This is a genomic window from Saccharopolyspora flava (assembly GCF_900116135.1).
In the GTDB taxonomy this organism is placed as follows: domain Bacteria; phylum Actinomycetota; class Actinomycetes; order Mycobacteriales; family Pseudonocardiaceae; genus Saccharopolyspora; species Saccharopolyspora flava.
Genome location: NZ_FOZX01000005.1, coordinates 358,121 through 378,051, shown reverse-complemented (window position 1 = coordinate 378,051; position 19,931 = coordinate 358,121). Strand labels below are relative to the sequence as shown.

The following is a 19,931-nucleotide window of genomic DNA, read 5'->3' as shown; positions in this document are numbered from 1 at the left end:
ATCAGCGACGAGCGAGCCGGCCCAGCTTCCGCAGGGCCGGCTTCAGCTCGGGCGCCCGCAGCAGCGCCAGCACCGCCACGGCCACCGCCGGGACGACCAGCGTGTGCAGCACCAGTGCCAGCCACGCGTCGAGCATCGGCCCCAGCGGCCCGGTCACCGCCCGCGCCCCGGCCACCAGCGCCAACGAGCACACCGCCCCCGCCGCCCCGGCCACCAGAGCGCGCAGGCACCCCACGACGGTGGTGCCCGTGCTCAGCGACCCGACGCGGGCGCGCAGCCACACCTGCCCGACCACCGCGCCCAGCAGGAAGCTCGCCGACATCGCCGCGGTCACCCCGAGCACCAGGTCCTCGGGCCGCACGGTGGCCAGCACCAGGTAGCACAGCGCGCTGCGCACCACCACCATGATCACGTTGATCCAGGTCGGCGTGCGCGCGTCGTGCATCGCGTAGAACGCCCGCAGCTGCAGCATCGTGATCCCGAACGGCACCACCCCGGCCGCGGCCGCCACCAGAGCCCACCCGAGCCGCCCGGCGGCGGTGACGTCGCTGGCGCCCAGCGAGAAGAACGCCACCGACAGCGGACCGCCGGCGACCACCAGCAGCGCGCTGACCGGCATCAGCAGCACGGCCGTCATCCGCGTGCCCCAGGCGACGTCGTCGACGAACTCCCGGGTGCGCCCGGCCGCGGCGGCCTCGCTGATCCGCGGCATCAGCGCCGTCAGCAGCGACACCCCCAGCACCCCGTAGGGCACCTGCGAGAGCAGCCACGCGTAGTTGAACGTCGCCACGCTGCCCGGGGTGCCCTGCGCGGTCACCCGGGTGATCACGACCATGCCCGCCTGGCTGATCAGCGTGTAGAGCACCACCCACCCGGCCAGGCCGCCGAACTCCGAGAGCCTGCGGTCCCAGCCCCACCGCCATCGGTAGCGAAAACCGCTGCGGCGCAGCGAGATCACCATCACCAGCAGCTGGGTGGTGATGCCCGCCAGCGTGCCCAGCCCGAGGATCAGCAGCTTCGGCTCGCCGATGCGCACCGGATCGGTGGAGATCTCCCCGGGCACCAGCGCGTAGACCACGACGGTGGCGATGACGACGAGGTTGTTGCACACCGGAGCCCACGCCGGCACGCCGAACACCCCGCGCACGTTGAGGATCGCCTGCAGCAGCGCCGACATCCCGTAGCAGACGATGCCCGGCAGCAGCAGGTAGGCGAAAGCGGTGGTCAGCTCGGCGTTCGCCCGCGTGTCGGCCCCCAGGTACAGGGCGGTGAGCAGTCCGGCGCAGGCGACCGCGACGGCGGTGGCGACCACCAGCAGCACCCCGCCCATGGTGATCATCCACTGCGCGTAGGACTCGCCCTGCTTCGGGCCCTGCTGCTGGGCGCGGACCAGCAGCGGGACCGCGATGCTGGTGAGCACGCCGCCGAGCAGCAGCTCGTTGACCACGGTCGGCAGCGTGTTGGCCACGGTGTAGGAGTCGTTGACCACGCCCAGTCCGAGCACCACCACCAGCAGCACCTTGGCCAGCAGTCCGCTGACCCGGCTGGTGGCGGTGGCCACCGCCATGGCCGCGCTCGCGCGGGCCAGCGAGGGTCGTCGGACGTCGGCGTCGGCCTGATCGACCACGTGGCTCTCCCCTCAGCGCGTTCGATGTTGAAGGTGCCACGGAACACCCGCTCTCGCCGGGCGGAGCGGTGTCGTGGCAGGCTGATCGGGACGGCTGCGGAAGGGGCGCGCGGGTGATCGTGTTCGGTGTGGTGCTGCTGATCGCCGGGGCGGTGGTGGCCATCGCCTTCGGCGGCGACGCGGGCGGCTGGCTGCTGCCGGTGGGGTTGATGGCGGCGGGCCTGGGCATCACGGTGGCCGGCCTGGTGGCCCGGCTGCGGCGGTCCCCGGTGCGGGCCGCGGTGCGCGCGCACCGCACCGGTGCGACGGGCTCACCGCTGGCGCGGGTGCGCGCGGTCCCGGCGATGGTCGGCGCGACCGCCCGGGGCCAGAACCCGCAGCTGCCGCGCTACCAGCTGCTGCTGTGGCTGGTGGCGGTGGTCTACTTGATCTCGCCGATCGACTTCATCCCGGATTTCCTGCCGCTGCTGGGCATCGGCGACGACATCGGCGTCGGCAGCTGGCTGCTCACCAGCCTCTACGCGGAGTCCGGCAACTACCTGGCCCGCCGGGAGGAGCGCTCGGAGCCGGGGGAGTCCTAGTAGGTCTCGCCCTGCTCGTAGTACTCGGTCGCGGCCTCCTCGCGGCGGCGGTTCTTGCGCCGCCCGAACAGCAGGTGATCGATCGACCAGGTGCCCGCGTTGAAACCCATCGCCAGCACGGCGGCACCGACCGCCAGCGGCAGCTCGAACCCGTCGGGGGAGAACAGCCCGTGCGGCAGGTGCACGAACACGATCGCCCCGATCATGTCGATGGCCACCGCCAGCCCCACCAGCGGCAGCGCGATGCCCAGGATCAGCAGGATCCCCCCGGCGAGCTCGACGATGGCCGCGTACCACGCCGAGACCTCCGGGACCGGGACGCCCATCTTCTGGAAGTTCTGCGCGGTGGTCGGGATCCCCCAGCTCATGAGCTTCTGCCAGCCGTGGGCGATGAGGATGACCCCGACCCCGATGCGGCCGATGAAGGTCAGCAAACTCCGAATCGCGGTCATGACAACTCCCGTCCTCCGCGGTGCGACCGTTGCGCCCAGTGTGGTGGAGATCCACACCCCCGACATCTCGGAACCGGAGACGACGAACCGCACCACCATCATCAGGACGAGCGAATTCCCACCCGGATCCCTCCACAACCCGCACTTCTGTCGGACCCGACCCAGACGGGACAGCGGCCGGCTTGTGTGGGTTGGGTGGAGGAGTGACGGGCGGCGAAGCAAATGGGCCCCGGCGGAGTTGTTCCGCCGGGGCCCATTTCGTCTCACGACGTCACTTGAGCAGGTTGCGGGCCATGACCATGCGCTGGACCTGGTTGGTGCCCTCGTAGATCTGGGTGATCTTGGCGTCGCGCATCATGCGCTCGACCGGGAAGTCGCGGGTGTAGCCCGCGCCGCCGAAGAGCTGGACGGCGTCGGTGGTGACCTCCATGGCCACGTCCGAGGCGAAGCACTTGGCGGCGGCCGAGATGAAGCCCAGGTTGGGCTCACCGCGCTCGGCGCGGGCGGCGGCGACGTAGACCATCTGGCGAGCGGACTCCACCTTCATGGCCATGTCGGCGAGCATGAACTGCACGCCCTGGAACTCGGAGATGGACTTGCCGAACTGCTTGCGCTCCTTGACGTAGGCCAGGGCCTGGTCCAGGGCGCCCTGGGCGATGCCCACGGCCTGCGCGCCGATCGTCGGGCGGGTGTGGTCGAGGGTCTTGAGCGCGGTCTTGAAGCCGGTGCCGGGCTCGCCGATGATCCGGTCGGCCGGGATCGTGGCGTCCTCGAAGTACAGCTCGACGGTGGGCGAGCCCTTGATGCCGAGCTTCTTCTCCTTCGGGCCGACGGTGAAGCCCGGGTCGTCGGCGTGCACCGCGAAGGCGCTGATGCCGTTGGCGCCCTTGTCGGGGTCGGTCACGGCCATGACCGTGTACCACTTGGACACCCCGCCGTTGGTGATCCAGCACTTGCTGCCGTTGAGGACCCAGTGGTCGCCGTCGAGGCGGGCGCGGGTCTTCATCGACGCGGCGTCGGAGCCGGCCTCGCGCTCGGACAGCGCGTAGGAGGCGGTGGTCTCACCGGAGGCGATCGCCGGCAGGACCTGCTTCTTGAGGTCGTCGGAGGCCGACAGGATGATCGGCATGGTGCCGAGCTTGTTCACCGCGGGGATCAGCGAGGAGGAGCCGCAGACGCGGGCGACCTCTTCGATGACGATGCAGGTGGCCACCGAGTCGGCGCCCTCGCCGCCGTACTCCTCGGGGATGTGCGTGGCGGCGAAACCCGCCTTGACCAGGGCGTCGAGCGCTTCCTTCGGGTAGCGCTCCTGCTCGTCGACCTCCGCCGCGTAGGGCGCGATCTCCTTCTCCGACAGGGCGCGCACCGCCTCGCGCAGCGCCTCGTGCTCCTCGCCGAGCTGGTAGGTGCCGAAGTTCGGGTCCACCGGGTCCCTCCCTAGTCCCGTCGCGTCGCGGCGGGGTTTGTTGCATGCCGCTCGCGTAACGCGGCGGACCTTCTCTGCGCGCCATCGTAACGGCACTGAGTGCCACTAGCAATTCCGCGGTGCTATATTCCGGCCATGTCGGAGGCAGTCGCTGCGGCGCCCAAGTCCCGCACCGGACGCACCCCGCACGGCCGCCGGAAGGTGCGCAGCGCGATCGCGGTCGCGGCCCTGGAACTCTTCGCCGAGCAGGGCTTCGAGGCGACCACTGTGGACCAGATCGCGGAGGCCGCCGGGGTCGGCAGGCGCACCTTCTTCCGCTACTTCCGGTCCAAGGAGGACGTCGTGTTCCCCGGGCACGACGAGCGGCTGGCCGAGGTCGTCGAGCTCCTGGAGTCGGCGGGCGCCGAGGCCGACCCGCTACTGGTGCTGGGCGAGGCGGCCGAGTTCGTGCTGGGGATGTACCTCGAGGAACCCGAGGTCTCGCTCAAGCGCTCCGAGCTGACCCGGCAGGTCTCGTCGTTGCGCGACAAGGAGATCGCCAGCATCGACCGGTACCAGCGGGTCTTCGCCCGCTACCTGCGGGCCCGCTTCGCCGACCAGCCCGACGCCGAGCTGCACGCCTCGGTCGCGGCCGCCGCGGTGGTCGCCGCGCACAACCACGTGCTGCGGCAGTGGCTGCGCAGCGGGGGAGAGCTCGACGCCCGCGCGGCGCTGCGGCACGCCACCGACCAGGTCGCCGAGGCGCTGGCGGGGCAGTGGCCGACGGGCCGGTCCGAACAGGACGATCAGGAGGTCGTGGTGGCGGCGGTGCGCACCTCGGCCTCGTCGGCGGTGGTCCTCAAGCAGATCCAGGAAGCCCTGCGCGACATCGAGCGCTGACACCCCACGGCACTCAGTGCCGGGAATGATCTCCGGCGATCACGTGTTGATCACATTCACGGCTTCAGTGTCCAGTGAAATTAACCCGGGTGATCCGTGGGTGGGGGAAGTTTTCATGAAAACTTCCCCCACCCACCAAAAGAAGCCGAGGAGGAGTCAGCTCAGGAAGGACTCGAGGGCGTCGGCACCGGCGGGGGCGCCGCCGGAGGAGCGGACGAGCTCGCGCATCCGGTCGAGGTGGGCGCGGACCTCGGCGTCGGAAGAGATCCGATCCACCGACGCCCGCAGCTCAGCGGCCGTGACGGCGTCGGTGTCGAGCTTGATCCCGAGGCCGAGTTCGGCGGCGCGGGCGGCGTTGGCGGCCTGCTCGGGCATCTGCGGGACGCTCACCAGCGGGACGCCGTGGTGCAGCGCCTCCATCGTCGAGTTCATCCCGGCGTGGGTGACGAACGCCGTCGCGTGCCGCAGCACCGCGGGCTGCGGGAAGGAGGGGCGGACGTCGAAGTTCGCCGGGATCTCGCCCAGGCCGGTGATGTCGATGCGGGAGCCGACCGACATCGCGACCTGCCAGTCGCTGTCGGCGAAGGCCTCCATGCACAGCCGGTAGAACTCCGGGCGCTGGTTGAACGCGGTGCCCAGCGAGATGAACAGCAGCGGCCGCCGCGGGTCGGCGGGGGCGTAGGGCTCGTTGTCCCGGTCGCCCAGCTGCGGTCCGATGAACCGGAACCGCTCGTCGAAGGTCTCGTGCTCAAGCTGGAACTCGCGCGGCAGGAACACCAGGTTCAGCTCGGCCGGGGCGCCGCCCATGAACGGGGCGGCCTCGACGCCGAACTCCTCGCCGAGCGCGCGCATCTCCTCCTGGATCCGCTCCAGCGCTCCGGAGGCGGGGAAGCCCGTGCCGGCCGCGTGCTCGGCCATCACCGCGGTGCGCAGGTCGAACTTCTCGTTGCCCGCGAAGTTCGGGACCAGCGCGACGGCGGGGATGCCGAGCCGGTCGGCCAGCATCCGGCCGTAGGTGGTCATCACGTCGGAGCACACCGCGTCCGGCGGATCGTCGGTGAAGCGCTCCAGCAGGATCGGTATGCACTTGCGCACGTCGTCGATGAAGAACTGGACCATCGTGCGCAGCCGCTCGGGGGTGAACCCGGCCCCCATGCCGCCGAGGTTCGGGATCTGGGTCGGCAGCTCGACGACCTCGGCACCGGTGGCGCGCACGGTCTCGGCGGCGTCCGCGCCGACCGCGTAGGTGACCCGGTGGCCGCGGTCGAGCAGCTCACCGACCAGCGCCAACGTGGGGTTGACGTGGCCGAAGGCGGGAACGCTGGTGAACAGGAAGTGCTTCTTCATGATTCCTCGTCGGATGTTCTACAGGGGGCGGCGGAAACCGCGGACGGCTGCGGCGATGCCCACGACGCACAGCACGGCGCTGGTGCCCAGCGCGGCGATCACCCCGGTGCCGGTGGGCAGCGCCAGCGACAGGTCGCGGGAGGCGTTGACGGCGTAGGTCAGCGGGTTGATCCGGGCGATGAAGGCCAGCCAGTCCGGCAGCGCCTGGATCGGCACGAACGCGCTGGAGGCGAACATCAGCGGGAACATCGCCAGGAACCCGACGCTCTGCATGACCTCCTCCTTGCGCAGCCAGGCGCCGAACGCGAGGAAGATCCACGACAGCGCCCAGCTGACGAACAGCGCCAGGCCGAAGGCGCCGAGCGTGCCGCCGAGACCACCGGCGGGGGAGAAGCCGAACACCAGCGAGGCCACCGACAGCAGCATGATCAGCTGCACGGCGGTGCGGGTCAGGTCCGACAGGCTGCGGGCGATGATCACCGAGCTGATGCCGATCGGCAGCGTCCGGAAGCGGGCGATGACACCGTTCTTCATGTCGCTGACCAGTCCGACGCCGGACTGCACGGCCGCGCCGATGCCGGTGGTGACCAGGATCGCCGGCATCAGGTAGTTGATGTAGCTGCCGCCCTGGGCGGCGATGTTGCCCATCATGGCCTTGCCGAAGACCTGGCTGAACAGCACCAGCATGATCAGCGGCTGCAGCAGGCTGAAGATGAGCACCCGCGGGTCCTTGGTCAGCGCGCGCAGCGAGCGGCCGGTGAGCACGAGGATCTGGGTGGGGTAGGAGGCCCCGCGCCAGCGGCGGGCGGTGGGCGCGGGCGCGCTCGGCGGAGCGGGGGCGGGAGCGGTGGTGGTCATGGGTTCCCCTCAGGCGGCGGGCGTGTGGTGGGCGAGGGCCAGGTAGACGTCGTCCAGGGTCGGTTCGCCCAGGCCGAGGTCACCGATGTCGAGGCCGGAGTCGTCGAGCGCGCGGACCACGTCGGCGAGCTGCCGGGAGGCGCCGACCGGGATGGTCAGCCGCGCCCCGTCGTGCACCGGGTCGAACCCGGCGGTGCGCAGGGCCTGCAGCGCGTCGGTGGTGCGCGCGGGATCGGTGAGGGTGGCGTTGACGGTGCGCTGGCCGACCTGGGCCTTGAGCTGCTCGGCGGTGCCGGTGGCCACGATCTTGCCCGCGGACAGCACGGTGATGGAGTCGGCGAGGCGGTCGGCCTCGTCGAGGTACTGGGTGGTCAGCAGGACGGTGGTGCCGTCGGCGACGAGGTTCTCCACGATCTGCCAGAGGTTGAGCCTGCTTACCGGGTCGAGCCCGGTGGTGGGCTCGTCGAGGAAGATCACGTCGGGGTGGCCGACCAGGCTGGCGGCGATGTCGAGCCTGCGCCGCATGCCACCGGAGTAGGTGCGGGCCGGGCGCCGCGCGGCCTCGACGAGGTCGAAGGTGCTCAGCAGCTCGTCGGTGCGCTGCTTGGCCTCCCGGCGGGTCGCACCGAGCAGGCGGGCGATGAGCACGAGGTTGTCGTAGCCGGAGAGCTGTTCGTCGACGGAGGCGAACTGGCCGGTCAGGCCGATCCGCGCGGTGACCTCGCGGCGGTGGGTGACGACGTCGAACCCGGCGATGCGGGCGGTGCCGCTGGTGGGCGGCAGCAGCGTGCTCAGGACGTTGATCAGCGTGGTCTTGCCCGCGCCGTTGTGTCCGAGCAGACCCAGCACGGTGCCCTGCGGCACGGCGATGCTGACGTCGTCGAGGGCGGTGACCTCGCCGAAGCGCTGCGTGATGTGGTGCGCTTCGATGATCGGATCGTTCATCGGGACTCCCCGGTGTGGTCGGTGGCCAGAGCCCCGTGCAGCAGGACGTCGACGCGCGCCCGGATCGCGGCGGTGTGGTCGGCGTCGCCGGTGTCGAGGACGGTGGCGGTGAAGCGGATGCCCAGCACCAGCGATTGCAGGTAGTGGGCGAGGTCGTCGGTCGGGATGCGCAGCTCCCCGGGTTCGATCAGGGAGGCGAGGGCATCGTTGAGGTCGCGGATGAACTGCTCGCGGACCTCGGGCAGCCCGGCCGGCTTGCGGTCGGGGCCGCCGCGCAGGTCGAACCCGGAGGCTGCGAGAGTGTGGACCAGCTCACCGAAGCGGGTGAAGTGGTCGAGGAACAGCACCCCGGCCCGGGTCAGCCGCTCGGCGACGTCGAGCTCGTGGGGGACCGCGCGCACGCGGTCGCAGAGCTCGTCGGGTCTCAGCGCGGCGGTCACGCAGGCCTGCAGGAGCTCCGTCTTGTCGCGGAAGGCCCGGAACACGGTGCCTTCGGCGATCTCGGCGGCCTGGGCGATCTGCTTGGTCGTGACGTGCGCGCCGTGCTCGCGCACCAGCGGCAGCACGGCCGCCACGATCGCCTCGCGGCGCTGCTCGGGACTCATCGCCGAGGCCCGGCGGCGCGGTCGTTGGTCGGTCACTCGATCAGCGTAGGAGTGAGTGCTCACTCATGTCAATGAGCGAGCACTCACTCATTACCGACGCGCGGGTCCGTTCCGGTTCATCAGCGCAGGACCAGGCCGGTTCCTCCTCGAAAAATCCATGATCGAAATTCCGGTCACGCCACCCGGATGACCACCTTGCCCGCGGCGTGACCGCGCTCGACAGCGGCAAGAGCATCCGGAGCCTCGGACAGCGGGTGGATCGCGGTGATCACGGGAGCGAGAACGCCGTCGACGGCGAGCTGCGCGGTGCGCTCGAGGTGAGCCCGGTCGAGGCGGCGACCCACGAACCGACCACCGAGCTCGGCGACGGACTGATCGCCCACCGAGAGGACATTGCGCGGATGGCGGGCCAGCGGCGCCACCGCCCGCAGCGATGCACCCTCGACCGAGTCGACGATCCCGTGGAACCCCTCCGGAACCAGCTCACGCGCCGCGGGCACGACGTCCGCGGCGGTGTAGTCGAGGAACCGCACCCCGAGCGCTTCGGCCCGCTCGCGCTTGGCGGTGCTGCCGGTCCCGAACACGCGCAGCCCGCGCGCAGCGGCCAGCTGCGCGACCGCGAGGCCCACACCGCCGCCGACGCCGTTGATCAGCAGCGAGCCGCCGGTGGTGAGCTCGAGCTGATCCAGCACGTCGACCGCTGTCGTCCCCGCGACGGGGAGCGTCGCCGCCGTGATCGCGGACAGGCCCTCCGGGATGCGCGCCGTGTTCGGCGCGGACAGCACGGTCGTCTCGGCGTAGGTGCCGCCGCCGGTGAGGGCGAAGCCGAAAACGGTGTCACCCACCTCCAGCCCGTCGACGTCGGCACCGAGGGCGAGGACGACGCCCGCCGCCTCCATGCCCAGGACCCGAGGGAACGCCCGCCCTCCGTCGAGCCCCGGGACCAGGCCCGCGCGCAGCAGGTGATCGAGGGGGTTGACGCCTGCGGCGCTCACCCGGATCAGCACCTCGCCGCGACCGGGAGCCGGGTCGTCCCGGTCGAAGAACTCCTGGACCTCGGGTCCGCCGTGCTCGCGGAAACCCCACGCTCGTGCCATCGTCGGCCGCCTCTCGCGCGATCGCCCCGGTGGTTCCGGAGCGCTACCGCCAGCGTCGGCGCTGACACCGATGTGAGGGGCAAGCAGGTGCGGCGCGAGTCACGGCATCAGCCCGGCCGGGGCTCGGAGGAGAGCCGTTCCCGGTGCCGCGTGTTGGCCTTGATCACCTCGTCGAGCGCGGCGCGGGTCTCGACGAGGTGCGCGATGTCGGCGTCGATCCGGTTGCGCTCGCGCAGCATCGCCTCGAAGGTCTCCTCGGCGACGGTCGGGTCGTCGGGAAGATCCACGCAGGGCAGGAGGGTCGCGATCACCCGGCTGGACATGCCCGCGCCGAACAGCTGCCGGATGAGTGCCACGCGCTGCACCGCGTCCTCGGGGTAGTGGCGTTGGCCCGACCCGGAGCGCGAGCTGCTCAGCAGGCCCTGGTCCTCGTAGTACCGCAGCGAGCGCCGACTCACGCCCGTGCGCTGCGACAGCTCACCGATCCGCACCCTCCGGAGCCTACGCCGACGCGCGGGTCCACCGAGCTCAGTTGGGGATGAGGTGGGGGAGGACGGCGGCGAAGGGCTCCATGAAGGAGCCGTGGACGGTGCAGTGGGTGAAGCCGTAGCGAGAGCGGTTGCGGCGGATCTGGTCGGCCATCTGCTCGGGGGTGCCGATGAGCAGGAACGGGGTGTCGAGGATCTGATCCAGCGTCATGGTGTCGCCGAAGCGGGGGAGGAGCTCGGCGGCGGTGGCGCGCCGGTCATCGGTGGGCACGACGGCTTGGACGAGGACCTGCCACTCGACCTGATCGGCTCGGCTTCCCGCGGCGTCGCGGGTGAACGCGACGCGCTCGTCGGCTTCCTCGGCGGTGCACAGGCGGAACGTTCCGGGCGGGTGGCCGGGGAGCTGGCGCACGCCGGCCACCCCGATGATGTCGGCGGTCTCGGCGGCGATGCGCAGCACGCGGTCGCCGGTGCCGCCGACCAGCAGCGGGGGACCGGAACCGGCGAAGCCCGTGCGCTGCACCGGCCGCAGGACGGGCAGGTCGAGCTCGGCGTTGCGCTCGCGCTGCTGCTCGAAACCCTCGCCGGAGAAGTGCTGAGCGAGTTCGTCGATGGTGCTGCGCAGCCGCTCGGCGCGTTCGCCGAAGGACTGCCAGGGCAGCCCGGCCTGCTCGAATTCCCACTTCATGTGCCCCGAGCCGAGCCCGACTTCGAGGCGTCCGCCGGTGAGCAGGTCGGTGGTGGCGATGTCGCGCGCGAGCAGTGCGGGGTTCCAGAACCCGGTGTTGAGCACGAGCGTGCCCACCCGCAGTCGTTCGGTGGCCTGGGCGGCGGCGACCAGCACGGGGAAGGGGGAGGGGGAGCCGAGGTGGTCCGCGGCGAAGACGGTGTCGTAGCCGAGTGATTCGGCCCGGCGGCAGGTGTCGGTGAACTCGGTGAGGGAACGGATTCCGAGGACGTTGTAGGAGAACCGGAATTCAGCCATGGCCCGATACTGCTCGCCGGCGCGGTCGTCCGGTGTCCGGTTCACCGCGGGCATAGACCTCACTGATCTTTATGTCTTCAGTGTCGATTGAAAGAAATCCCTCCGGAGTCGAGTCCCGCAGGAAGGAACACAGAGCCCGGAGGGGAAGCGGGGGCGCGCCGCCTGGTCCTGGGAGGTCGTGCTGCGACCTGCGGCGGCGCGCCGGCTCGCGGGTCAGTCGTAGCCGCGGATGACGTGGCTCTCGTCGTCTTCGGTCTCGACGGACTCCCAGCGCGACTGGATGGGGAGGTCCAGTTCCACGTCCGGGTCGAAGGAGTCCTGCGGGGCGACTCGATGATCTGAGAGCGTCATGGCGGGGCTCCTCTCGGCAATGGATTTCACCGGCCGATCGTGCGCCCGACCTGGACAGATCGCATGTGCGACGCGCCACACACCGTTCGGAATCCCCCGTCCGAGCTGGCTTTTCCCGGATATTAACTTCTATACCTTCAGGGCGTGCTGAAAGAAATACTTCGCATCCAGACTCACCCGAGCACGGGAAAGAAGCAACGAGACGAGCGCGATTCCGATCCTGCCCTTCACTCTGCCCTCGGGTACCTGGCCGGGGCGCCCTCGGCTCCGGTACTCAGCTGGGGGAGTCGTTTTGCTCGCGCGGGGAGAGTCGTATGCACGCAGAGCACCTGGCCAGGTCCGCCGACGCGCGGACGATCGGTGAGCCGGCCCGCCGATCCCGGCACGCGGCCCGTTCGCCGCTCCTGGCGCTGCAGAGCGCGGTCGGGAACGCGGTGGTCGTCCAGATGCTCCGCAGCGCCGGGCATCCGGGGGCGCTGGAGCGAGACGAGGGGGCGAAGGCGGGGGCGACCGTTCAGGACGTCCTGCGCACCGCTGGCAGCCCTCTCGACGAGGGCACGCGCACGGACATGGAGACGCGGCTCCGCGCGGACTTCTCGGACGTGCGCGTCCACACCGACAGCCCCGCCAGGGAGTCCGCGGCGCAGATCGGAGCGCGGGCCTACACCTCGGGCAATCACGTGGTGCTCGGCGAGGACGGCGGCGACGAGCACACGCTGCTCCACGAGCTGGGCCACGTGATCCAGCAGCGCTCCGGGCGCGTGGCTGGGACCGACCGCGGCGACGGTCTCGCGGTCTCCGATCCGGACGACCGCTTCGAGCGGGAAGCCGAGGCCAACGCCCGCCGGGTCCTCGCCGGCGCGGAGCCGTTGATCCGGGAACCGGCTCGATCGACGACTGCGACGGCGCAGGAGGCAGCGGTGCAGCGGTACGTCGTCGTGCGACCGGGCGAGGCCGACTACCCGACGCTGGGCTCGCGGGACGAGGAAGGGCGGGAGCGGGCGCCCGGTGCGGACTTCTTCCCGTCGCAGGAGCGGGTCGGTGACCGCTACGTCAGCGCGGACGGCGAGCCGAACATCCGGTACAACGGCGCCGTGCCGCTGCGGATCTCGGCGAAGCGCGATCTGGCCGTCGAGGACGTCCGCTACGAGGCCAAGGCGTTCTTCGCCACCGACAAGCGCATCGGGGAGGCCAACGAGCGCCTGAACGGGATCGTCGGGTTCCAGCGGGCAGGCAGCGGCAACCACCTCATCCTGCGGCGCACCCGCAGGATGCTCAAGATCAAGGACAGGACGGAGGAGCTGACCCTCTGGCAGGTGGAGCCGGTGGTGACGCGGGAGGCGGGCGTGCAACGCGGCCTGGACGTGCGGCTCGCGCAGCGGTGCAACGAGATCGCCGAGGCTGTGACGAGCCGGCGGGGTCTGGAGCACGAGGGCGAGGGCCGGTATTTGGCGGCGGTGAACGAGATCCTCGGTGAGCTGACGAGCATCAAGGCTTCGCGGCGGCAGGCGGAGCTGGAGCGCACGCGGAATGCGGCCATCGGGAAGCTTCCCAAGCCCGTCGAGGCGCAGGCGTACGTGGACCACGTGGCGGGGCTGCTCCAGCAGGCGCTCCGGTTGCGCGAGAACGAGCCGGAGAAGTTCGTGGGGGCGGCCCGCAAGTTCGGTCTCAACCGGTTCACCCCGCCGCCGAAGATCGGTGACGTGCTGATGCTCAAGGCGGTGCGGGGCGACGGCCGGTCCGGTGCCGTGGACTTCCACGTCGCCCCGGTGATCGCCACCAGTGGAGGTGACCACATCACGATGGAGAACTTCGCCCGGCATCAGGGTGGGGAGACGCTGAGCTCGGGTGATCCGCAGTGGTACTTCCAGATGTACGGAACGGAGCAGGGGAGGCAGACCTGGCACGAGCAGTGGGGTTGGGAGAACCGCTTCCGGGACCGGTTGGTGCTCAGCATCGTTCTCAGCGCCTGAGGTGTCGTGCAAGATCCAGGTATTAACTTCTATAGCATCAGTGGCAGCTGAAAATAATGCTCCACATCAACCCCTACCGCAAACGGAAAAACCGCGGCGACCAGGGGTCAGGTCTTCGGGGTGAGGCGTTGGCCTGCGCGGATGCCGAGGTAGTGGCCGTCTTCGACGACCGTGCGGCCTGCGAGGCAGACCCAGGGGATGCCGGTCGGCGGGCGCATCGGGTCCTGGTAGTCGCCGACGTCGCGGACGGTGTCGGGGTCGAAGGCGACGAGGTCGGCGATGTGGCCCGGGGCGATGACGCCGCGGTCGGGGATGCGGAAGGTCTCGGCGGGTAGCGAGGTCATCCGGCGGACGGCTTCGGGCAGGTCCAGGACCGCGCGGTCGCGGGTGTAGCGGGCGAGCACGCGGGGGAAGGTTCCGGTCATGCGCGGGTGGGGCCGTCCGCCGTTGCCGGGTGGGAGGCCGTCGGAGCCGATCATGGTGTGCGGGTCGCGCAGGGCGGCTTCGAGGTCGTCCTCGTGCATCGAGAAGTGGATCATCGCGACGCGGAGTTGTTCGGTGACCAGGACGTCGATGAGCGCTCGGACGGGGTTGGTGCGCTGGGTTTCGGCGATCTCGGTGAGGGTGCGGCCTTCGTGGCGGTGGCTGGGGGTGGTGGCGATGAGGATGCGGTCGAAGTGGGTGGTGCCGGTCAGGGCTGCGGTGAGTTCGGTGTGGGCGTTCGGGGCGGTGAGCCGGTCGAGGGTGCGGGTGTCACCGCCGTCGAGGTAGTCGGTGGGCAGGAAGGAGGTCAGGGTCGTCGAGGAGGCGGTGTAGGGGTAGACGTCCTGGCGGGCGTCGTGGCCGTCGGCGCGGGCCTGGTGGAGGCGGTCGAGGGCTGCGGGCAGGGTGCCCCAGTTGCGGGGCTGGGTGGCTTTGAGGTGCGAGATGTGGGTGCGTCCGGCGATGCGGCCGATGCGCAGGGCTTCGTCGAGGGCGTCGAGGAGGTGGTCGCCTTCGTCGCGCATGTGCGTGGCGTAGAGGCCGGTGCCGCCGAGGACTTCGGCGAGGGCGGTGAGTTCGCCGGTGGTGGCGAACAGGGCGGGCGGGTAGATGAGTCCGCTGGAGAGGCCGAAGGCGCCGGCGCTCATGGCTTCCTCGAGCAGTGCCTGCATGAGGCGCGGTGAGGGGGCGTCGGAGGTCATTCCGGCGGCGGCGACGCGGAGGGTGCCGTGTCCGACGAGCGGGCAGTGGTTGGTGACGTGGCCGGCGGTGTCGGTGGTGCGGAGGAGTTCGGCGAAGGACCGCCAGGTCACCGGCAGGGGCGGGAACAGGCGGCCGAGGTGGTGTGCGTGGTCGTCGGCGTGGGCGGGGGTGTGCGGGGCGAGGCTGAATCCGCAGTTGCCGACGACTTCGGTGGTGACGCCTTGGAGGATCTTGGTGGTGTCGGGTTCGGTGAGCAGGGGTGCGTTGTCGGCGTGGGAGTGGGCGTCGATGAAGCCGGGGGCGAGGACGAGTCCGGTGAGGTCGCGGCGCGGGTGGCCGGTGAGGGTGCCGGGTGGGGTGATGGCGGTGATGCGGGTGTCGTCGATGAGGACGTCGGCGGGGCGTGGGGGTGTGCCGGTGCCGTCGGTGAGGTGGGCTCCGGTGAGCAGCTCGGTCATGGGTGTGTCTTCCTGGGAGCTCGATCTCATCGGGAAATGCTGCTGGTGGGTGCGGTGTTGGTGGGGTTGTCGATGTTGTTGGAGAAGGGGTGTGTCGTGCACGGGGAGTTCAAGGTTGCGGGCGGGAAGCTGGTGGCGGCCGATGTGGAGGTCGTGGAGGGCCGGTTGTCGCGGGTGCGGGTGAGCGGGGATTTCTTCTTGGAGCCGGATGAGGCGTTGGAGGCGATCAACGCGTCGTTGGAGGGCGCGGGGGTGTCGGAGGAGCCGGAGGAGTGGGCTCGTCGGATCCGGGGTGGTTTGCCGGAGGGTGCGCGGTTGGTGGGGTTTTCGGTGGAGGCGGTGGTCTCGGCGGTGCGTCGTGCGGTGACGCGGGCGTCGGGGTGGGCTGATCACGAGTGGGAGTTGGTGCGGGAGGGTCCGCGGTCTCCGTTGATGCACATGGCGTTGGACGAGGTGCTGGCCGAGGAGGTGGGTGCGGGGCGTCGTGGTCCGACGTTGCGGTTCTGGGAGTGGGCGTCGCCTGCGGTGATCCTGGGCGGGTTCCAGTCGGTGAGCAACGAGGTGGATCTGGGTGCGGCGGAGCGGCACGGTGTGGAGGTGGTGCGGCGGATCACCGGTGGTGGGGCGATGTTCGTGGAGCCGGGGAACACGGTGACGTATTCGCTGTACGCGCCGCCGTCGTTGGTGGCGGGGTTGTCGGTGGCGGAGTCGTATCCGTTCTTGGACGACTGGGTGTTGGGTGTGCTGGGGGATTTGGGGTTGAACGTGTGGTATCAGCCGTTGAACGACATCGCGTCGGATGGCGGGAAGATCGGGGGTGCGGCGCAGAAGCGGTTGGCTTCGGGTGCGGTGCTGCACCACGTGACGATGTCGTATTCGATCGATGCCGCGAAGTTGGGTGAGGTGTTGCGGGTCGGGCGGGAGAAGTTGTCCGACAAGGGTGTGGCGAGCGCGGCCAAGCGGGTGGATCCGCTGGCGCGGCAGACGGGTTTGGCTCGCGGTGTGGTGATCGATCGGTTGATCGCGGGGTTCCGGTCGCGGTTCGGTCTGGTGGAGGGACCGGTGAGCGCGGCGGAGGAGTCGAGGGCCGGGGAGTTGGTGGGTTCGAAGTTCGGGACGCGGGAGTGGTTGTGGCGGGTCCCGTGAGGGGTGTCAGGTGATGATGTTGGGGAGGCCGGGGGTGCTGCGCTTGCGGCGGAGCCAGATCTTGCGGCTGCCGTCGGAGTAGAGCAGGACGCGGGAGAGTTCCCAGCCGGAGTACTCGGCGTGGATGCTGAGCTGGGTGGCGGCGCTGATGCGGGTGATGCCGGGTGGCAGGCGCAGTGGCCGGTATTCCCAGTCGGGGTCGGTGTCGAGTCCTTCAGCGGTTGTCACGGCTTCACCACCTGGTATCCGGCGCCGTTGGCGGAGGCGATGTAGAGGGTGTGGGTCTGGGGGTCGAGGGTGAGTGAGTTGGGTTGGGTGATGGTGGGGATGCGGTGGGTTTCGCGGGGTTCGCCGCCTGCGATGTCGTAGCCGACGAGTTCGTTGGTGGCGGTGAGGGTGATCCAGGCGGTGTCGGTGGTGGGGTCGTAGGCGAGGGCGTAGGGGGCGCCGGGGACGGGGTAGCGCTGTTTGAGGACGAGGGGGTCGGTGCTGAAGGCGAGGAGGGCTTGGCCGCGGGTGTCGATGGTGAGCAGGCGGCCGTAGCGGTCGGTGGTGGCGTTGGTGGCGCCTTGTCCGGCGCGGAGTCCTGCGCCCTTCTCGCCGGTGTCGGGGTTGATGGGGGTGATGGCGGTGGCGAGGGTGTCGAGGAGGTAGAGCTGGCCTGCTTGGCTGAGGAGCTGGGCGGGGCCTTGGAACTTGTCGGTGGTGGTGCTGGGCGTGCCGTTGGTGAGGACGGTGACGGTGGCGGTGTCGCGGAGGGCGACGGCGGTGCGGTGCTCATCGAGGTCGAGGGCGTCGACGGGTGCGCCGGGCACGGGGGTGGGGTGTGCGGTGGTGGTGCGCAGGTCGATGCGGGTGATCTGGCCGGCGTCGGGGAGTGCGGCGAGGACCTGGCCTGCGTGGGCGCGGAGGCTGGTGGGTGCGGCGGGCAGGTCGAGGGTGCGGCCGGTGCCGGTGGTGGTGTCGATGAGGTGGAGGCGGGGGCCTGCGGCGAGCACGAGGGTGTGGGTGTCGGGGTCGTAGGCGGTGTGCTGGGTGGGTGGTGCGGGGTGCACGGTGCCTGCGGGTGGTGTGCTCGCGGGAGGTGCTGTGGCGGGTGTGGCGGCGGTGAGGTTGTCGGTGACCTGGAGGGGGTCGGTGTTGTCGTCCATGCCGCACCCGGTGAGCAGGGTGAGGGTGAGGCAGGTGATGACCAGACGACGCAAGCGAGGCCCTCCTGTGGTTGACCTGCGGTGTTTCCGCTGGGTGGTGGGTGTGTCCTCCAAATATCCCTGATCGGGGTGGGGGTGGTGGTGCGGGGGTGGACCCTTCAGCGTGGCATTTCGGTCGTGCGGCGTGAAGTGGGCGTTATTGGGTTTCGGGGTAGCCGTGCTGGGGTGCGCTGATGTCGTCGAGGGCGGCGCGGATGGCTGGGGGGAGGGTGAGTTCTTCGGAGCCGAGGGCGGTTTTGAGCTGTTGGGTGGTGCGGGCGCCGAGGACGGGTGCGGTGATGCCGGGGCGGTCGCGGACCCAGGCGAGGGCGACTTGGGCGGGGGTGGTGGTGAGTCCTTCAGCTGCGGTGAGCAGGGCTTGGACGATGCGGGCGGCGCGTTCGGTGCGGTGGTGTTCGACGTAGCCGGCGAGGTGGGTGGTGGCGCCGCGGGAGTCGGGTGGGGTGGTGTTGCGGTATTTGCCGGTGAGGACGCCGCGGCCGAGGGGTGCCCAGGCGAGGATGCCGAGTCCGTGGTGTTGGGCGGCGGGGATGACTTCGCGTTCGATGCCGCGTTCGAGCAGGGAGTACTCGGTTTGGGTGGAGATGAGGGGTGTGCGGGTGGGGTGGTGGTGCTGGTGTGCGGCGGCGGTGGCGGTTTGCCAGCCGGTGTAGTTGGCGATGCCGGTGTAGCGGACGCGGCCGGTGGTCACGGCGGTGTCGAGGGCGGCGAGGGTTTCGTCGAGGGGGACGTGGGGGTCCCAGTTCTGGAGTTGCCAGAGGTCGATGTGGTCGGTGCCGAGGCGGCGGAGTGAGTCGTCGAGTGCGGCCAGCAGTGCGCCGCGGGAGGCGCCGCCGCCGAAGGGGCCGGGTTTGCGGCGGGCGGCGGCTTTGGTGGCGAGGATGATCTCGTCGCGGGGGATGTGGTGGGTGAGCAGGTGGCCGAGGAGTTCTTCGGCGTGGCCGCGTTGGTAGACGTCGGCGGTGTCGATGAGGGTGCCGCCTGCGTCGTGGAAGGTGGTCAGCTGGTCGGCTGCTTCGTCGGCGTCGACGTCGAGTCCCCAGGTCATGGTGCCGAGGGCGAGTCGGGAGACGCGCAGGCCGCTGTTGCCGAGTTGTCGCTGTTCCACGGTGTTGGAGGGTAGGGGGTGTGGTGGGTGTGGCTGGTGATGTGGTGTCGGCGGGTCCGGTGGGTCGTGGTGTGGATCACACGGTGGCGGTATGTCGGAGTCGTGTGTGCGGTGGGTGATCGTGTGGTCGCTGACCTGGCCTGATGGGGTGATCAAGGGTGGGGGAGGTTGACAGGGGGCGATGCTGCAAGATTCGGGGACCGGGTCGGCAGTACCGAAGAAGGCCCGGGTTCCCTGTCGATCGTGTGGAGTGGGTTTCGTGTCGTGGTTGCAGGCCATGGTTTTGGCCGTGGTCCAGGGACTCACCGAGTTCCTGCCGATTTCCTCGTCCGGGCATCTGTCGATCGTGTCGAAGTTGTTCTTCGGCGATGACGCGGGTGCCTCGTTCACCGCGGTGACGCAGATCGGTACCGAACTGGCTGTGGTGATCTACTTCATCGGCGACATCGTCCGGTTGATCGCCGTGTGGTTCCGCGGCCTGTTCAACGCCGAGGTGCGTTCCACCCAGGACTACAAGCTGGCCTGGTACGTGATCGTGGGCAGCCTGCCGATCGGGCTCCTGGGGTTCTTCTTCCAGGACTACATCCGCTCGACCCTGCGCAGCCTGTGGATCACCGGGACCACGCTGGTGCTCTTCGGTGTGCTGATGGGTCTGGCCGAGCGGTACGGCAAGCAGCTGCGCGACCAGGCCCGGTTGCGGCTCAGCGACGGTGTGCTGATGGGTTTCGCGCAGGCGATGGCGCTGATCCCGGGTGTGTCCCGTTCCGGCGGGACGATCACCGCGGGTCTGGCGCTGGGTCTGACGCGGGCCACGGCGGTGCGGTTCTCGTTCCTGCTGGCGATTCCGGCGGTGTTCGCCGCCGGGCTCTCGGAGATCCCGCACGTGTTCGAGCCCAGCCCCTACGGGCTGCAGCCGACCGGGGCGCAGATGATCGTGTCCACCATCGTGGCCGGCGTGATCGGCTACGCGGTGATCGCGTGGCTGCTGCGCTTCGTCGAGCGCCACAGCGTCTACCTGTTCGTCTGGTACCGGATCGTGCTGGGCGGGCTGGTGTTCGCGCTGCTGGGCTTCGGCGTCATCCAGCCGTGAGGCGCTTGATCGCGCGGTGAACAGCGAGATGTCGGGGCGGCCTGCCGGGCCGCCCCGACATTTTTTGTGCGCCGAGCGGGCCCCTCGCGCCCGTTCGGCGCAGGCGGCGCCTACCCTCG

The 19,931-nt window shown here is 70.3% G+C and carries 20 protein-coding genes; 5 read left to right on the top strand and 15 right to left on the bottom strand.

Annotation, left to right across the window (positions count from 1 at the left end; genetic code table 11):
- Position 1 precedes the first annotated feature (1 nt).
- The gene (murJ, locus tag BM424_RS17535; protein ID WP_093419097.1) at positions 2-1,627 is read right to left on the bottom strand and encodes a murein biosynthesis integral membrane protein MurJ; all 1,626 of its coding nucleotides are present in this window, start codon (positions 1,625-1,627) and stop codon (positions 2-4) included.
- A gap of 113 nt (positions 1,628-1,740) precedes the next feature.
- Between murJ and BM424_RS17530 the strand changes: the two genes are divergently transcribed.
- Positions 1,741-2,208 carry a YkvA family protein gene (locus BM424_RS17530; RefSeq protein WP_093419096.1) on the top strand — a complete coding sequence of 156 codons (468 nt, stop codon included), beginning with the start codon at positions 1,741-1,743 and terminating at the stop codon, positions 2,206-2,208.
- Here BM424_RS17530 and BM424_RS17525 read toward each other — a convergent pair.
- A complete protein-coding gene (locus BM424_RS17525; RefSeq protein ID WP_093419346.1) occupies positions 2,205-2,660 on the bottom strand; it encodes a DoxX family protein in 456 nt (151 codons plus the stop codon). The two genes, BM424_RS17530 and BM424_RS17525, sit on opposite strands and share 4 nt — an antisense overlap.
- Positions 2,661-2,931: 271 nt before the next feature.
- Positions 2,932-4,086: an acyl-CoA dehydrogenase gene (locus BM424_RS17520; protein WP_093419095.1), complete on the bottom strand. Its 1,155-nt coding sequence runs from the start codon at positions 4,084-4,086 to the stop codon at positions 2,932-2,934.
- A gap of 135 nt (positions 4,087-4,221) precedes the next feature.
- Between BM424_RS17520 and BM424_RS17515 the strand changes: the two genes are divergently transcribed.
- Positions 4,222-4,965, top strand: a complete 744-nt coding sequence (locus BM424_RS17515) for a TetR family transcriptional regulator (protein WP_093419094.1) — start codon at positions 4,222-4,224, stop codon at positions 4,963-4,965.
- A 156-nt stretch (positions 4,966-5,121) separates the two neighbouring features.
- On the opposite strand, the gene BM424_RS17510 is transcribed toward BM424_RS17515, so the two are convergent.
- The 8 genes from BM424_RS17510 to BM424_RS28895 form a co-directional block, all read right to left on the bottom strand.
- A complete protein-coding gene (locus BM424_RS17510) occupies positions 5,122-6,312 on the bottom strand; it encodes a macrolide family glycosyltransferase (RefSeq protein ID WP_093419091.1) in 1,191 nt (396 codons plus the stop codon).
- An 18-nt stretch (positions 6,313-6,330) separates the two neighbouring features.
- Positions 6,331-7,170 (bottom strand): ABC transporter permease, encoded by an 840-nt coding sequence (locus BM424_RS17505; protein ID WP_093419090.1) that lies wholly within the window; start codon positions 7,168-7,170, stop codon positions 6,331-6,333.
- Between the two features lie 9 nt (positions 7,171-7,179).
- Positions 7,180-8,115 carry an ATP-binding cassette domain-containing protein gene (locus tag BM424_RS17500; protein ID WP_093419089.1) on the bottom strand — a complete coding sequence of 312 codons (936 nt, stop codon included), beginning with the start codon at positions 8,113-8,115 and terminating at the stop codon, positions 7,180-7,182.
- On the bottom strand, positions 8,112-8,756 hold the full coding sequence (locus tag BM424_RS17495; RefSeq protein ID WP_245775915.1) for a TetR/AcrR family transcriptional regulator: 645 nt from the start codon (positions 8,754-8,756) through the stop codon (positions 8,112-8,114). Before BM424_RS17495 ends, BM424_RS17500 begins: the two co-directional genes overlap by 4 nt.
- A 137-nt stretch (positions 8,757-8,893) precedes the next feature.
- Entirely contained in the window at positions 8,894-9,817 is a 924-nt protein-coding gene (locus BM424_RS17490) for a quinone oxidoreductase family protein (RefSeq protein WP_093419088.1), read from the bottom strand.
- 107 nt (positions 9,818-9,924) lie between these two features.
- Positions 9,925-10,308 (bottom strand): MerR family transcriptional regulator, encoded by a 384-nt coding sequence (locus tag BM424_RS17485; RefSeq protein ID WP_093419087.1) that lies wholly within the window; start codon positions 10,306-10,308, stop codon positions 9,925-9,927.
- 37 nt (positions 10,309-10,345) lie between these two features.
- The gene (locus BM424_RS17480; protein ID WP_093419341.1) at positions 10,346-11,290 is read right to left on the bottom strand and encodes an LLM class F420-dependent oxidoreductase; all 945 of its coding nucleotides are present in this window, start codon (positions 11,288-11,290) and stop codon (positions 10,346-10,348) included.
- 213 nt (positions 11,291-11,503) lie between these two features.
- Positions 11,504-11,641, bottom strand: coding sequence for a hypothetical protein (locus tag BM424_RS28895; RefSeq protein ID WP_175548139.1), 138 nt, complete (start codon positions 11,639-11,641; stop codon positions 11,504-11,506).
- 314 nt (positions 11,642-11,955) lie between these two features.
- Between BM424_RS28895 and BM424_RS29215 the strand changes: the two genes are divergently transcribed.
- Positions 11,956-13,614, top strand: a complete 1,659-nt coding sequence (locus tag BM424_RS29215; RefSeq protein ID WP_217649738.1) for an eCIS core domain-containing protein — start codon at positions 11,956-11,958, stop codon at positions 13,612-13,614.
- Between the two features lie 107 nt (positions 13,615-13,721).
- Here BM424_RS29215 and BM424_RS17470 read toward each other — a convergent pair whose 3' ends face one another.
- Complete coding sequence (locus BM424_RS17470) at positions 13,722-15,257, bottom strand: N-acyl-D-amino-acid deacylase family protein (protein ID WP_093419086.1); 1,536 nt, start codon at positions 15,255-15,257, stop codon at positions 13,722-13,724.
- On the opposite strand from BM424_RS17470, the gene lplB reads away from it, so the two are divergent.
- Complete coding sequence (gene lplB, locus BM424_RS17465; RefSeq protein WP_245775914.1) at positions 15,231-16,403, top strand: lipoate-protein ligase small subunit; 1,173 nt, start codon at positions 15,231-15,233, stop codon at positions 16,401-16,403. The genes BM424_RS17470 and lplB overlap by 27 nt on opposite strands.
- A 6-nt stretch (positions 16,404-16,409) precedes the next feature.
- On the opposite strand, the gene BM424_RS17460 is transcribed toward lplB, so the two are convergent.
- The 3 genes from BM424_RS17460 to BM424_RS17450 form a co-directional block, all read right to left on the bottom strand.
- Positions 16,410-16,631, bottom strand: coding sequence for a DUF5703 family protein (locus BM424_RS17460; RefSeq protein ID WP_093419085.1), 222 nt, complete (start codon positions 16,629-16,631; stop codon positions 16,410-16,412).
- Entirely contained in the window at positions 16,628-17,608 is a 981-nt protein-coding gene (locus tag BM424_RS17455) for a YncE family protein (RefSeq protein ID WP_093419084.1), read from the bottom strand. The genes BM424_RS17460 and BM424_RS17455 overlap by 4 nt, the downstream gene beginning before the upstream one ends.
- A 142-nt stretch (positions 17,609-17,750) precedes the next feature.
- Complete coding sequence (locus BM424_RS17450; protein ID WP_093419083.1) at positions 17,751-18,722, bottom strand: aldo/keto reductase; 972 nt, start codon at positions 18,720-18,722, stop codon at positions 17,751-17,753.
- A 277-nt stretch (positions 18,723-18,999) separates the two neighbouring features.
- On the opposite strand from BM424_RS17450, the gene BM424_RS17445 reads away from it, so the two are divergent.
- Positions 19,000-19,812 carry an undecaprenyl-diphosphate phosphatase gene (locus tag BM424_RS17445; RefSeq protein WP_245775913.1) on the top strand — a complete coding sequence of 271 codons (813 nt, stop codon included), beginning with the start codon at positions 19,000-19,002 and terminating at the stop codon, positions 19,810-19,812.
- Positions 19,813-19,931 lie beyond the last annotated feature (119 nt).